The sequence below is a fragment of the Pseudomonas sp. LBUM1666 genome (genome assembly GCF_059695775.1).
Genome location: NZ_CP166789.1, coordinates 2456607 through 2470189 on the forward strand (window position 1 = coordinate 2456607; position 13583 = coordinate 2470189).

A 13583-nucleotide genomic window follows, 5' to 3' on the forward strand; every position below is an offset into this window, starting at 1 on the left:
ACTTTACTGCGCAGCCCCGCTGCGCTTATTCGCAACCTGTGCTTCAAGGAGTTCCATCATGAAAAAGTTAGCGACCACGGTACTGTCCATGTGCCTGGCGTTTGGCGCCGCCAGCGTGTTTGCCGCCGATGCTACAACCAATAACGGCATGAGCAACGACAGCATGAGCAAGGATTCAATGTCTAAAGACGCCATGCACAAAGACACGATGAAAAAGGACACCATGACCAAGGATTCCATGAGCAAGGACGCGATGAAGAAAGACACCATGTCCAAGGACGGAATGAAGAAGGATGCGATGTCCAAGGATACCCTGAAAAAAGACGCTCCGTCGTACTGATCCGCACACCCTTGATCGAGGCCAGACCCTGGTTTGCAGGCGCCCATGCAGCGCTGTATGGCGCCTGATTTATCGCCCGATTGCATCAAAAATGAATTTCCGCGAAGTCCGCTGCTCATACCTGATAGGTAGCGGATTCGAGCCCGCGAAATCATTTATACGATCAGGGAGTGGCAAAGTCATGTGTCCAGAATCGATGGCAGGCGATCACTTTCCTGGCGGATTGATTCTTGTGGTTGAGGACGACCCGATGATCCTGGAGTTTCTCTGTGAAATTCTTCAGGAGGAAGGCTTTGTGGTTGAACCGCATGTCAGTGCAGACGCCGCATCGGAATATCTGGAACAGCACGCCAACGAGGTGGTGCTGTTGCTCACGGACATCACCATGCCGGGCAAACTCAATGGTGCGGACCTGGCCAATCTGTTCGGCGACCGCTGGCCGGACAAACCGATCATGATCATGTCCGGTTTTGAAACACCGGAAAGCGCCGGGGTCAGGCATTCGGTGTCGTTCATCAAGAAACCGTGGGCGCTTGGGCAGTTGCTGGACTGTGTGGAAGGTGCCTTGAAGTCGAAACGTACCCTGTAGAACCTGCGGCAGCGTCTGCCTCGCAAATGCTACATTGCTCGGCGAACCCGCCTGGCACTTGCGAGAGGAAGCCCCCCCTTGTCTGCTCAAGAATCTGTCTTCAATACCCCGTACCGCGCTTTTCTGTTCGATATGGATGGCACCGTCCTCAATTCCATCGCCGCTGCGGAGCGGATTTGGGCGGCCTGGGCCTTGCGCCACGGCGTCGATGTCGACTCATTCCTGCCCACCATCCATGGCGTTCGCGCCATCGACACCATCAATCGTCTGGCGTTGCCCGGGGTGGATGCCGAGGCTGAAGCGGCGTTCATCACCGAGGCGGAAATCGAGGATGTCGAGGGGATCATTGAGGTGCCTGGCGCGGCGAATTTCCTGAAGTCGCTGCCCGCCAACCAATGGGCTATTGTCACCTCGGCACCCAAAGCGCTGGCGCTGCGGCGGATGGCCGCGGCGGGTATTCCAGAGCCTTTGGTGATGGTTACTGCCGAAGACGTCAGTGCCGGCAAACCCGATCCCGCGGGCTATCGACTGGCGGCCAAGCGCTTGGGCGTTGAACCGGCCGATTGCCTGATTTTCGAAGACGCCACCGTGGGCATTCTCGCCGCCGAGGCGGCGGGCGCGGGCCTGATCGTGGTGACCGCGACCCACGACCATCCGCTCCAGACCCCGTATGCCACGCTTGCCAGTTATGAGTCGGTCGTCGCGCATGTGGATCACGACGACCAAATCCGCCTGCACACTATCTAATGTGGGAGCGAGCTTGCTCGCGATGGCGGAGTGTCATTCAAAACAAATGTTGAATGTCAGGCCCCCATCGCGAGCAAGCTCGCTCCCACACTGGATTTGTGGATTGACTAATAAACCCCCGGAATCAGCCGCCAACTGCGGGCGCAATAAGCCTCGTATTCGCTGCCGAATTGCGCCCGTAACAGCCCTTCTTCGGAGTGAATACGGGCGATCAGCGGGATTAGCGTCACCGCGGCCAGCAACAAGCCAACGCCGGAGCGAAAGGCCAGTGCCCAGCCCACTGCAGTGATCATCAGCCCCAGATAACTGGGGTTGCGCAAGGTGCGATAAATCCCGTCGGTGACCAGCGTGTGCCCCGGCTGAATCGCCACCAGACCACTGAAACGCTTGCCCAGCACAAACACCGGCCACAGCCGCAGCGTGCCGCCGATGATGAACAACAACGCGCCGAGCCAGCGCACACCTTCGCCACCCAAGGTCCAGAAATCTATCCGGTCGGTGTAGGCCGGCAGGTACCCGCTCAATAATCCGATCACCCCGAACGCCGGCAGCACCCAACGATTGGCCCGGTCTTCACGTTCGCCGGAACTCAGGTTGACCTCGGTGAACAAGGACGCGATGGCCATCACCAAAGTGGCAAACACAATGACCACCAGCGGTGCATGAGCGAAAAACGCCGAGAATCCGCCAAGCCCCCACACCGCGAGCCCAAGGTAGGCGAGGGTGGAAACAACGGCGAAAAACGCCAGTTTGGCCGAGATTTTCATAAGCACCTCGTGCTGATTCTTTTCAATTTAGAGGCCCTGCGCCCCTCACGCGTTCAACCCGGCCCTGGCATTACGCCGAATCACCTGCGGCGGCTGCCCGAATGCCCGAAGGAAGGCTTCGCGCATGCGGCGGCAGTCGCTGAAACCCGACTCTTCCGCGATCTGGTCGAGGGTCAGGCGCCCGCGTTCCAGCAACTGCCGCGCCGTTTCCAGGCGCAGGTTCTCGATGGCCTTGGCCGGTGATTGACCGGTTTCCGCCCGAAAGGCCCGGCTGAATTGCCGAGGGCTGAGGCGCGCGACGTCCGCCAGTTGCTCCACCGACAACGTCTCGGTGAGGTGTTCTCGCGCATAGCCGAGCACGGTTTGAATGCGGTCGGATTTCGCTTCCAGTTCCAGCAGCGCCGAGTGCTGCGACTGGCCACCCGCGCGGCGGTGGTACATCACCAGTTTCTGCGCCACGGAACGGGCCAGTGCGGCGCCGTGATCTTTTTCGACCATGGCCAGCGCCAGGTCGATGCCAGCGGTCATCCCGGCGGAGGTCCAGATCGAACCGTCGACGACGTAGATGCGGTCTTCTTCGACCTTGATCGACGGAAACCGCGCTTGCAGCTCCCGCGCATAAGCCCAGTGGGTGGTGGCCCGCCGTCCGTCGAGCAAACCGGCCTGGGCCAGGACGAACGCCCCGGAGCAGATCGACGCCGTGCGCCGTGCGGTTTTAACGCTGTCGCGCAGGTAAGTCAGCACGCCCTCGGGCGCCTGCTCGAGGATGGCATCGCCGCCCACAACAATTACCGTATCGAACACCCGCTCACCAAAGGCCTCGGTGCCGACGCTCAGCCCACCGGAAGCGCGCAATGTGCGGCCGTCTTCGGACAATACGCTGACGTCATAAAGCGCTTCGCCGGCGCTGAAGTTGGCGTACTCGAACACCGGCATGGCCGCCAGCGCCATGGACTGGAACCCTTCAAACACTACAAATGCCACGGAAGTCATCGAGATGTCCTCAAAAGGTCGTGTCTGAAAAACGTACTTTAAACGTCATTTGAGACGGGCGTTAGACCATTTATAACGGTTCACACCCGGCGACGTTATCGCCTCACTGTGAAGGAAATCGACATGGCCCTCTCATCCAAAGGTACCGCGCTGATCACTGGCGCTTCTTCGGGCATCGGCGCGGTGTATGCCGACCGGCTCGCGCGGCAGGGTTACGACCTGATTCTGGTCGCCCGCAGCCAGGAAAAACTGAACGCCCTGGCCAACCACCTCAGCAACGAAACCGGTCGCGCCGTCGAAGTGGTCGCCGCTGATCTGAAAGACAAGGCCGACGTGCGGCGGATCGAAGAAATTCTACGCTCCGACGCCAGTATCACCTTGTTGGTCAACAACGCCGGGGTCGGCGCTGTCATGCCGCTGCTCGGCAGCCCGGTGGATGACATGGAAGACATGATCACCCTCAACGTGACCGCGTTGATGCGCCTGGCTTACGCGGTGGTGCCAGGCTTCGTCGCTCGCGGCACCGGGACTGTGATCAATATCTCCTCGATCGTTGCCATCGCCCCGGAAATTCTCAACGGCGTGTATGGCGGGACCAAGGCGTTTGTTCTCGGCCTGAGCCAATCGATGCACCGCGAGCTGGCCGACAAAGGCATTCGTATCCAGGCCGTATTGCCCGGTGCCACCGCCACCGACTTCTGGAGCGAGGCCGGCAACCCGGCGGAAAACCTGCCGCAAGAGATCGTGATGTCTGCCCAGGACATGGTCGATGCCGCGCTGACGGGCCTGGCGCAAGGCGAAGTGGTGACCATTCCGGGCCTGCACCAAGGCGATCAGTGGGACGCCTACGAAGCCCAGCGTCAGACGCTTTCAGGTTTGTTCGGCAACTCCACGGCAGCACCGCGTTATCGCTGAAGCGGTAGCCGCCGGGCAGGGTGAACTAAGCTTGGATAAGGACCGTTCACCCTTAAGGAGCTTCACCATGCTTCACATCAGAACACCGTTGATTCTGCACCCGGGCCTGTCGACGCCGGCCCGGCGGATCTGGCTCAAGCTGGAAAACCTGCAACCCAGCGGCTCGTTCAAATTGCGTGGCATGGGCCTGTTGTGCAGTCAGGCAAAAGCGCAGGGCAAACGCAAAGTCGTCTGTCCTTCCGGCGGCAATGCCGGTTTCGCCACCGCCGTGGCTGCCGCCAGCCTGGGGTTGAAAGCCTGCATTGTGGTGCCGCACACCACGCCGGAAACCACCCGCGCACGGATCAGGAAAACCGGTGCCGAGGTGATCGTCCATGGCAAGCTCTGGGACGATGCGAATCAACGGGCGAAGGAACTCTCGCAAGGCGCGGACACTGAATACGTGCCGGCTTTCGATCATCCGGTGTTGTGGGAAGGGCACAGCACGATAGTCGATGAAATCCTCGAAGACTGTCCTCAGGTCGATGCAGTGGTGACGTCGGTCGGGGGCGGTGGTTTGCTGGCGGGCATCCTCACCGGGTTGATTCGCCATGACCGCATGGACTGCCGGATCATTGCTTGCGAAACCCAGGGGGCGGCCTCTTTTGCGGCCGCGGTCGCTGCCGGGCATCCGGTCAGACTGCCGCGGATCGACACCGTCGCCACCTCGCTTGGCGCGGCGCAAGTGGCCTCCTGGCCGGTGCAGCACATCCTCGATTTCCCCCATGAGTGCGTGGTGCTTAGCGATGAAGAGGCAATCATGGGCGTGGTCCGTTACGCCAACGATCTGCGTCAGTTGGTCGAGCCGGCGTGCGGCGTTTCGTTGGCGATTGGCTACCTGGACCATCCGGCGATTGCCGAGGCCCATGATGTGGTGATTGTGGTGTGCGGCGGCGTGAGCATCAGCGCGCAGTTGGTGGCGGGGTGGGCGCGATTATCAGGCGCGGAAGCAAGGTAGGGCTGCAAACGCTATCCGGGTGCTGCGAGCCCCACCGCTACTTTTTCAGCCTTTATTGACCTGCAGCTACGCCTTCCTGGACGAGGATGGCTCTGGCCAGGTCTTCGTCGCTGGCGTTGAGGCCGGGATTTTCCAGGCGAATCTGCTTTAAGTACGACTCCAGATAAGCACCACGAATCGCACCGCCACTGGCGACGAAGCTGGTGGCGTCATCTCGGGCCGGAATCACCCGTTTGTCATCCTTGAAGGTCGAGTACAACGATGCGGAAACCCCAGCCGAGGTGGCGACATCTTTTGCATCTACATCGGCCATGGCCGAACCAACGGGCAAACAAAGCACTAGTGAAGAGATGATAATCAGACGACGCATGACGGTGTCCTCGGAAAGCATGAAGCAAAAAAGGAAGTACCTCATAGTCTAGGATGCGTGGCGGACGTCAGGAGTTCCCTGGCGAAGCGATATCAGTTCAATGCGTGCCTCTGAAAAAAACTCAGCCCCTCGCTGCACACACGATGATCTCCACCAATAACGCTGGATCAGCCAGCTTGGCTTCGCCGCAAGACCAGGCATTGATCGGGATCGAGGTTGACCACAAATTCTGCGGCCACCCGAGATTCAATGTGGGAGCGGGCTTGCTCGCGATGGCGTCGGATCTGGCGCAGTGCATAAACATGTTTAACGACGACTGTTTAAAGACACTCGGTGTTACGTCATAAGCGGCTACAACACCTTGCGTCGTTACCTACGCGTACGCCAGAATCCGCCGGCTTGTGCGGCTATGGGGCGGGCTATATCGTTTCCCGGTCACTGCAAAACAGTGATCGGGTTTGGTAGCCCGCTACGAAGTTGCATGGCAACACCTTATGCAGTCTCTTTTCGGGACTCTGCTTTTATGGTGGTCATGCGTGGGGCTCCATTGTGAGCGCCGGGTTTTCCCAACTTCGACCGGTCTACCAACCCACGTATGGCCGCCACCCTTCGTTTGGTAGCGAGGGTGATGGCTCCTCAATATTGCAAGTTGGAGCTTCATCTATGTTCAAAGTTACGCCTAACCCCCCGAATACCAGTCCGTTACCCTACGACGCCTTTCTTGATCTTGACCCCAGGAAAATGAAAGAGGCGGCCGACCGCGCACTCAGCTTCTACCTCAACCCCGGGGCGTCGAAAACGCAGATACCGCCCCGCAAGCCCAGCACCATTTTCACCATCGACGCAGCGGTGGATGACGAAACGTTGCTCGTCGAGGCCTGTGAATCGTTGGCATCAGCCAGCGCCATGGTCAACGATCTCGCCGACGTAACGGACGGCCCGCGACGGCAAACGATGCTGGTGCTGCAGCGGATGATCATGTTGGGTGAGTTAGCGGTCAATCGGGTATTGGATAACCACAAGCCTGGGTAGCAGCCAGGCGCGCCCGTGAGGGAGCGTGCTCCCTCACGACACTTACTTCTGATGGAACATTCTGTGGTGAGGGGGCTTGCCCCCGTTGGGCTGCGCAGCAGCCCCAAATCGGCCATCGAGTACTTTCTGATACACCGCGACAGCTTTACTGGGGCCGCTGCGCAGCCCAACGGGGGCAAGCCCCCTCGCCACAGGGGTTCAGTGTTAGAAGTACCAGCGCCACCATCACTCGTGACAATCCAGAACAAATGTATTGCCCATTCCTGTCTGTTTCCCCACAGAAGGGCTGCGTACCTTGGGTCCACTGCTACTCCAAAAGGACCCCCCTCATGCTGAATCGCTTGATACTGCCCTTCACCTTGCTTTTCACCTTCAGCGCCGTCCAGGCCGCAGATACTGAAAAATGGTACCCCTCAAAATACGGCGCCAACGATGAAATCGGCGCGCTGAATCTGCTGAACGCCGAGTCGGTGATCAACGCCTCGAAACTGATCAAGACCGGCAAAACCTACCCCTTGGCCGTGCCCATCGACAAAACCCTGCCGGCCTTCCGTCATCGCAGTTTTCACCTGACCAACATCCAGCCGGGCGAAGCGGGCGGCACCACGATGGGGCCGAACAAATTCACCTTCAACGATGAACTGGTGGTGGGCTGGACTGGCGTTGGCACGCAGCTCAACGGCATTGGCCATATCGGTATCGACAACGTCTATTACAACGGCAATCGCGCAGCGGATTTCGTGACCGTCGAAGGGGTGAAAAAGCTCGGCATCGAAAAGGTCCCGCCAATCGTCACCCGTGGCGTGGTGCTGGACATGACCGCCGTGTACGGCAGCGCCATCGTGCCGGAGAAAACCGAGTTCAGCGTCGCCGACATCCAGAAGGCTTTGGACCTGCAAGGCATCGCCATTCAGAAGGGCGATGTGGTGCTGTTCAACACCGGTTGGCTGGAGCTGTTGGGCAAGGACAATGAGAAATTCCTCGCCGTGGAGCCGGGCATCGGCATGGCCGCGGCCAAGTGGCTGGCGGACAAACAGATCGTCGCGTTCGGTGGTGACACCTGGGCCTCGGAAATCTACCCGGCCAAAGACGGCCAGGAATTCCCGGTCAACCAGTTCATGCTGGCCAAGAACGGCATCTACAACCTTGAGCTGATCGACAGCCGAGCGCTGGTGAAAGATAAGGCGTGGGAATTCATGTTTGTGCTGGGGCAGCCGCTGTACAAGGGCTCGACCCAGGTCAACATCAATCCGGTCGCGATTCACTGACACTGATTGCACACGCAAGACGGGACAGGGGATGACAAACGCTCATCCCCTGGCCCGTTGTTGTCATTTGTTTGCCTATAACCCCGGCCCATAGAGTGAAGCGTGCGCCTTGGGCGTATCCCTTCAATTCGAGTGATCGCCTGCCGAACGCAGGCGAGGGAGTTTTTGATGTCCGATATTTTGGGCCAGCAGTTCATCGACGGGCAGCGCAGCGCCCTGGGCCGCGAGACGCTGCACAGTTTCGACGCCAGCACCGGGAAGCCGCTGCCTTACGTTTTTCATCAGGCCGATGATCAGGAAGTCGCGCTGGCAGTGGTAGCCGCCACGCGAGCCTTTGCGCCGTTTCGTCAGCTTTCGCCGCTACGACGGGCCGAATTTCTCACCGCAATCGCCGATGAAATCGATGCGCTGGGAGATGATTTCATCGCGTTGGTGTGCCAGGAAACCGCATTGCCCGAAGGGCGGATACGTGGTGAGCGCAGCCGCACCACGGGTCAGTTGCGCTTGTTTGCCCAGGTGCTGCGTCGCGGTGATTTCCTCGGCGCGCGCATCGATCAGGTGTTGCCTGAGCGCACGCCGCTGCCACGCTTGGATATTCGGCAATACCGCATCGGCGTCGGCCCGGTCGCCGTGTTCGGGGCGAGCAATTTCCCACTGGCGTTTTCCACGGCTGGCGGTGATACCGCTTCGGCGCTGGCCGCCGGTTGCCCGGTGGTGTTCAAGGCTCACAGCGGGCATATGGCGACCGCTGACCGAGTGGCCAGCGCCATCGTTCGCGCGGCGCAACGCACCGGTATGCCGTCGGGTGTGTTCAACATGATTTACGGCGCCGGCGTCGGTCAGGCACTGGTCAAGGCCGATGGCATCAAGGCTGTGGGTTTCACCGGCTCGCTCAAGGGCGGTCGGGCCTTGTCCGATCTGGCCGCCGCGCGACCGCAGCCCATTCCAGTGTTTGCCGAGATGTCGAGCATCAACCCGGTGATCCTGCTGCCCGAAGCGTTGCGCAGCTGTGGCCGCCAAGTCGCCGAGGAACTGACGGCGTCGATCAACCTCGGTTGCGGCCAGTTCTGCACCAGCCCCGGTTTGATCATCGGCTTGCGTTCGCCACAGTTCAGCGAGTTCCTGGAGGTGTTTGCGCAGAACATGGGCAGCCAACCGGCCCAGACCATGCTCAACATCGGCGCGTTGAACAGTTATCGCGCCGGCCTGCAACACATCGCCGCCCACGACCACGTCGATCACCTGGCCGGTCAACCCCAAGGGGATTCGCAGGCACAACCGCAGCTGTTCAAGGCGGATGTGCAGCTGTTACTCGAAGGCGATCCGCTGTTGCAGGAAGAGATCTTCGGCCCCGCTACGGTGGTGGTGGAAGTCGTCGATCAGCAGCAGTTGCGCGACGTGCTCAACAGTTTGCACGGCCAGTTGACCGCCACGCTGATCGCCGAGCCGGCGGACCTGGATCGCTTCAGCGACCTGTTGCCGTTGCTCGAAGACAAGGTCGGACGGCTGCTGCTCAACGGTTACCCGACCGGCGTGGAAGTGAGCGATGCGATTGTGCATGGCGGGCCCTATCCGGCCACGTCGGATAGTCGCGGCACCTCGGTCGGCAGCCTCGCCATTGATCGCTTTCTGCGGCCGGTCTGCTACCAGAACTATCCTGATGAATACCTGCCCGAGGCGCTGCAAAACTCTAACCCGTTGAGCCTCAATCGACTGGTCGACGGCCAGTGGAGCAGGGCGCCCCTGAGCTGAACACCTTGCCCACGCCGGCAGATGTCGGCGTGGGCCCTGACGGATTTGCCCTTTGAATCGAGCACACTCAAACATGGTTCCTTCCTTAGGCAGCATCGCTTCACGCTTGCGACTCAAACAACTGCGGTTGCTGATCGCGCTGGATGATCGTGGCTCGTTGCACAAGGCCGCCGAGCAGATTTCGATTTCCCAGTCCGGCGCCACCAAGGCGTTGGGTGAAGTCGAATCGTTGCTCGGCATGCCGCTGTTCGAACGTCAGCCCAAAGGTCTGGTGGCCAACGAAATGGGCCGTTGCATGATTCGTTATGCGCGGCTGATCTACAGCGATGTCGAACATCTGCGCGAAGAAATGCTCAGCATCATGCAAGGCCAGGGCGGGCGGCTCTCGGTGGGGGTGATCATGGGGGCGGTGCCGTTGCTGACCCGAGCCCTGACCGAGTTGCGCCTGAAGCAGCCGGAGCTGTCTGTGGAACTGGTGGAAAACACCAGCGCCACATTGCTCGGGTTGCTGGATCAGGGACGACTGGATCTGGCGATTTGTCGCACCAGCGTCGGCCAGCGCTCGGACGCTTACGACTGCATTGAACTGAGCGAAGAACCCTTGGCGGTGGTCGCCAGCAAAGACCATCCGCTGGCCAGTGCCGAGTCATTACAGCTGTCGCAGTTGAGTGACTATCGCTGGGTGGTCTATCCCAAGGACATGCCGATGCGTCAGGCCCTGGAGCGTGAACTGAATGAGGCAGGGCTGGAGATTCCGCGTTATCCGCTGGAAACCTCATCCACCTTCGCCACCATTTTGCTGGTGCAACAGGACCCGACCTTGTTGGCGGTGATTCCAGTGGAAGTGGCCCGGTTCTGCGAGCAATTCGACTTGCTGGTGAAGCTGCCGGTATCGATGCGTGCATTGATCGAGCCTTACGGCGTGATCAGCCGGGCCGGCGCCGATCTTTCCCCGGCGGCGACCTTGCTGATCAACGAACTGCAGCAGGACCTGATTACTTGATCACGATTGGATTGACCGGTGCACCGGTGCCGCCAACAACCTTCAATGGCGCGGCGGTGTAGAGGAACTGCCACTGGCCGTCTTCGGCGCAATCGCTGGCCAGATCATCGAGCATCGCCACCTCGGTGAAGGTCACGCCGAGGTTGCGCATCAAGGCATTGTGCAGCGGGATCAGCACGCCCGAGGTGGGGTCGACCGCCACTTCGTTGGCCATGGTGTCGGTCACCAGGTTGGGGATTTCCATCTGGTGAAACCATTCCACCAGCTCGCGGCTGAAGGTCAGCCCCGGCTCGGCGAAATCCTTGTAGAACTCTTCCGGTTCGCGCTCATAGAACGAGCCGATCCAGCCAGTGCGGATGATCAGGATGTCGCGCTTCTGGATCTCGATGCCTTGGGCTTTTGCTGCGGCCAGAAGGTCCAGGTGATTGAAGGTTTCGCCCTTGTCCAGCACCGCTTTGCCGCGATGGCGTGCCATGTCGATCAACACGGCGCGCCCGACAATCCCGCGTTCGGCAATCGGCAGGATGCTGGCCTTGTCCATGCTGCCGATGGTGCTCATGGCGTCGTAGCCATTCCACAGTTTGTTGTCGTGCCAGACATGGCCCAACGCGTCGTATTGGGTCGAGCCTTGCAGGTGCATGAAGATCACGTCGTCGGCGTATTCCACGTGGCCGTCGAAATGGGTCTTGCCGGCCAGAAAGTGGCCCTTGTCCAGCACGTTGACGCGCATTGACGGACGTCGGCCTGGCCACAACGGTTCGCCTTTGGGGTGGCCGATCTGCACTTGCAGGGTGAAGGTCTTGCCCTGGCGGACCGAGGCGATACCCCGGAGGATTTCCGCGCTTTGCAGGTAATTCAGGGCGCCGACTTCATCGTCCGGCCCCCATTTGCCCCAGTTGGTCGGCAGGCCTTCGAGCAAGGCTTTGATGTCGGGAGAACGGTCAGCGGCGGTGTTATTGGCGTTGTGGTCGCACATGAGGTTGTCCTTGGTTTGAGCGGATACCGACGGACCTGAATCCATGCGCGGTACCTGTGGGAGCGAGCTTGCTCGCGATAGCGGCGGGACAGTCAATATCGATGTTGAATGATCAACCGCAATCGCGAGCAAGCTCGCTCCCACAGGTTCCGCGCTGCCTATCGGAGCTGTGTTGGGGTTATTTGATGGGGGAGAACTCCGCTGCGATCAGCAGTTTCGATTCCATCTTTTCCAGCATCGGGAATGCCTTCGGCACGAAGCCTTCGAGCCAATCCGGGTCTTGATACAGCGCGGCCCGTTTCTTGATTCGGTCATCGAGACTCTCGTAGGCCCAGATGTGGATGACCTGATTCAGCTCGCCGATTTCGGTGTACCACCAGCCCACCAGCGTGGTGTAGCGGGAGATCACCGGCAGACCGGTTTCTTCGAAGTGCTTGAGGTAGGTCTGCATTTTTCCGATTTGAATCGTGTAGGTGCGCATTTCGTAAAACATGGGCGTCGTCTCTTCAGGAATGAGTGCCGTGCCAGGCGTTGCTGATGATTCGTTCGATATTGGCGGCGGTGGTCAGGCGTGGATTGACCAGCACGTTGCCGCTGCGCATCGAGTCGCTGACCATTTGCGGCATGTAGTCGAGGTCCACGCCCAGGTCCTTGATGTTGTCGGGAATGCCGATGGCCTTGTTCAGCGCCACCACGTGCTCCACCACTTTGTGTCCGGCGCGGGCAGGGCTCAGGCCATCGACGTTCTCGCCCATGGCCATGGCGATTTCACGAAACAGCTCCGGGCAGGCCGCCAGGTTGTATTCAATGACGTAGGGCAGCAGCGTCGCGTTGGCGATACCGTGGGGAATGTTGAAAACGCCGCCGAAGGTGTGGGAGATCGCGTGCACGTTGCCCAGTTTCGATTGAGCGAACGCGACGCCGGCGAGGAACGAACCGAGCAGCATCTGCTCCCGGGCGTGCAGGTCGGAGCCGCTGAAAAATGCCTTCGGCAGGTGGGTGCAGATCATCTTGATCGCTTGCAGCGCCAGGGCCTGGCTGACCGGGTTGGCCTGCTTCGACACGTAGGATTCGATGGCGTGGGTCAACGCGTCCATGCCCGTGGCAGCGGTGATCGATGGCGGCAGTTTGAGCGTCAGTTCGGCGTCGAGAATCGCCAGTTTCGGAAACAGCGCCGGGCTGATGATCACGGTCTTGAACAGGGTTTTGGTGTTGGTGAAGACCGTGGAGGCCGTGCATTCGCTACCGGTGCCGGAGGTGGTCGGGATAGCAAAGATCGGCAGAGGCGGGTGCAGCAGCTTGTCGTAGCCCTCGTAGTCGAGGATGTTGCCAGGGTTGGTGGCCATGGCCGCGACACCCTTGGCGGTGTCGATGCTGCTGCCGCCCCCGACGCCGATCACCGAATCGCAGTCGTGGTTTTTCAGGAACGCCACGGCGCGTTCCAGCACGTCGGTGGTGGGGTTGGGTTCTACGCCGGAAAACACTTCGTAGTGAATGTCACTGTCGGCCAACGAGGCGAAAAAGCCTTCCATCACGCCCGACGCCATCAGCCCTTCGTCGGTGACCACCAGCAGTTTTTTTCGAACATGCGGCTTGAGCAGCGCACCGGCCTGACGCACCAGGCCGTTGCCGCTTTTCAAGGTCGTGGGGAAATAAAACTGGAACGGGTTCATGTGTGTCTCCGGTTCTTATTGGTCTGGAGACAGTAATAAGCGTCGGGGACTGCCGATAATGAAAAGGTCTGATCTGGGGATCACTGTTTGTCATCACTTGTCGGAAGGGGTGTGCTGGCTTCAAGATCCAGCCCCTCATCGGAACGCCGCCCGCCCATCCC

At 60.0% G+C, this 13583-nt stretch carries 15 protein-coding genes; 9 read left to right on the forward strand and 6 right to left on the reverse strand.

Going from position 1 to position 13583, the window contains the following annotated elements; all coding sequences use genetic code 11:
- Positions 1–58 precede the first annotated feature (58 nt).
- From ACA056_RS11140 to ACA056_RS11150, 3 genes are all read left to right on the forward strand, one after another.
- Positions 59–340 (forward strand): pentapeptide MXKDX repeat protein, encoded by a 282-nt coding sequence (locus ACA056_RS11140; protein ID WP_497272695.1) that lies wholly within the window; start codon positions 59–61, stop codon positions 338–340.
- A gap of 181 nt (positions 341–521) precedes the next feature.
- The gene (locus ACA056_RS11145; protein WP_497272697.1) at positions 522–929 is read left to right on the forward strand and encodes a response regulator; all 408 of its coding nucleotides are present in this window, start codon (positions 522–524) and stop codon (positions 927–929) included.
- Positions 930–1007: 78 nt separating this feature from the next.
- Complete coding sequence (locus tag ACA056_RS11150) at positions 1008–1676, forward strand: HAD-IA family hydrolase (RefSeq protein WP_497272699.1); 669 nt, start codon at positions 1008–1010, stop codon at positions 1674–1676.
- A 107-nt stretch (positions 1677–1783) separates the two neighbouring features.
- On the opposite strand, the gene ACA056_RS11155 is transcribed toward ACA056_RS11150, so the two are convergent.
- Both ACA056_RS11155 and ACA056_RS11160 read right to left on the reverse strand, forming a co-directional pair.
- Positions 1784–2443 (reverse strand): methyltransferase family protein, encoded by a 660-nt coding sequence (locus tag ACA056_RS11155; RefSeq protein WP_497272701.1) that lies wholly within the window; start codon positions 2441–2443, stop codon positions 1784–1786.
- Positions 2444–2488: 45 nt separating this feature from the next.
- A complete protein-coding gene (locus ACA056_RS11160; protein ID WP_497272703.1) occupies positions 2489–3436 on the reverse strand; it encodes a GlxA family transcriptional regulator in 948 nt (315 codons plus the stop codon).
- Positions 3437–3559: 123 nt separating this feature from the next.
- Between ACA056_RS11160 and ACA056_RS11165 the strand changes: the two genes are divergently transcribed.
- Together ACA056_RS11165 and ACA056_RS11170 are read left to right on the forward strand one after the other, a co-directional pair.
- Positions 3560–4351, forward strand: a complete 792-nt coding sequence (locus ACA056_RS11165) for an SDR family NAD(P)-dependent oxidoreductase (protein WP_497272705.1) — start codon at positions 3560–3562, stop codon at positions 4349–4351.
- A 67-nt stretch (positions 4352–4418) separates the two neighbouring features.
- Complete coding sequence (locus tag ACA056_RS11170; protein WP_497272707.1) at positions 4419–5348, forward strand: pyridoxal-phosphate dependent enzyme; 930 nt, start codon at positions 4419–4421, stop codon at positions 5346–5348.
- A gap of 52 nt (positions 5349–5400) precedes the next feature.
- Here the strand turns inward: ACA056_RS11170 and ACA056_RS11175 are convergent, their stop codons facing one another.
- A complete protein-coding gene (locus ACA056_RS11175; RefSeq protein WP_497272709.1) occupies positions 5401–5718 on the reverse strand; it encodes a DUF2388 domain-containing protein in 318 nt (105 codons plus the stop codon).
- A gap of 663 nt (positions 5719–6381) precedes the next feature.
- Between ACA056_RS11175 and ACA056_RS11180 the strand changes: the two genes are divergently transcribed.
- The 4 genes from ACA056_RS11180 (at position 6382) to ACA056_RS11195 (ending at position 10773) form a co-directional block, all read left to right on the forward strand.
- Positions 6382–6750, forward strand: coding sequence for a DUF6124 family protein (locus ACA056_RS11180; protein WP_140683711.1), 369 nt, complete (start codon positions 6382–6384; stop codon positions 6748–6750).
- A gap of 329 nt (positions 6751–7079) precedes the next feature.
- Positions 7080–8018 carry a cyclase family protein gene (locus tag ACA056_RS11185; RefSeq protein ID WP_497272711.1) on the forward strand — a complete coding sequence of 313 codons (939 nt, stop codon included), beginning with the start codon at positions 7080–7082 and terminating at the stop codon, positions 8016–8018.
- Between the two features lie 168 nt (positions 8019–8186).
- The gene (locus ACA056_RS11190; RefSeq protein ID WP_497272713.1) at positions 8187–9770 is read left to right on the forward strand and encodes an aldehyde dehydrogenase (NADP(+)); all 1584 of its coding nucleotides are present in this window, start codon (positions 8187–8189) and stop codon (positions 9768–9770) included.
- A 73-nt stretch (positions 9771–9843) separates the two neighbouring features.
- Positions 9844–10773 carry a LysR family transcriptional regulator gene (locus tag ACA056_RS11195; RefSeq protein WP_497272715.1) on the forward strand — a complete coding sequence of 310 codons (930 nt, stop codon included), beginning with the start codon at positions 9844–9846 and terminating at the stop codon, positions 10771–10773.
- Here ACA056_RS11195 and ACA056_RS11200 read toward each other — a convergent pair.
- The 3 genes from ACA056_RS11200 to ACA056_RS11210 form a co-directional block, all read right to left on the reverse strand.
- Positions 10766–11749, reverse strand: a complete 984-nt coding sequence (locus ACA056_RS11200) for a cyclase family protein (protein ID WP_497273518.1) — start codon at positions 11747–11749, stop codon at positions 10766–10768. The two genes, ACA056_RS11195 and ACA056_RS11200, sit on opposite strands and share 8 nt — an antisense overlap.
- A 178-nt stretch (positions 11750–11927) precedes the next feature.
- Positions 11928–12242: an NIPSNAP family protein gene (locus ACA056_RS11205; RefSeq protein WP_497272717.1), complete on the reverse strand. Its 315-nt coding sequence runs from the start codon at positions 12240–12242 to the stop codon at positions 11928–11930.
- A gap of 13 nt (positions 12243–12255) precedes the next feature.
- A complete protein-coding gene (locus ACA056_RS11210) occupies positions 12256–13422 on the reverse strand; it encodes an iron-containing alcohol dehydrogenase (protein ID WP_497272719.1) in 1167 nt (388 codons plus the stop codon).
- Between the last annotated feature and the right edge of the window lie 161 nt (positions 13423–13583).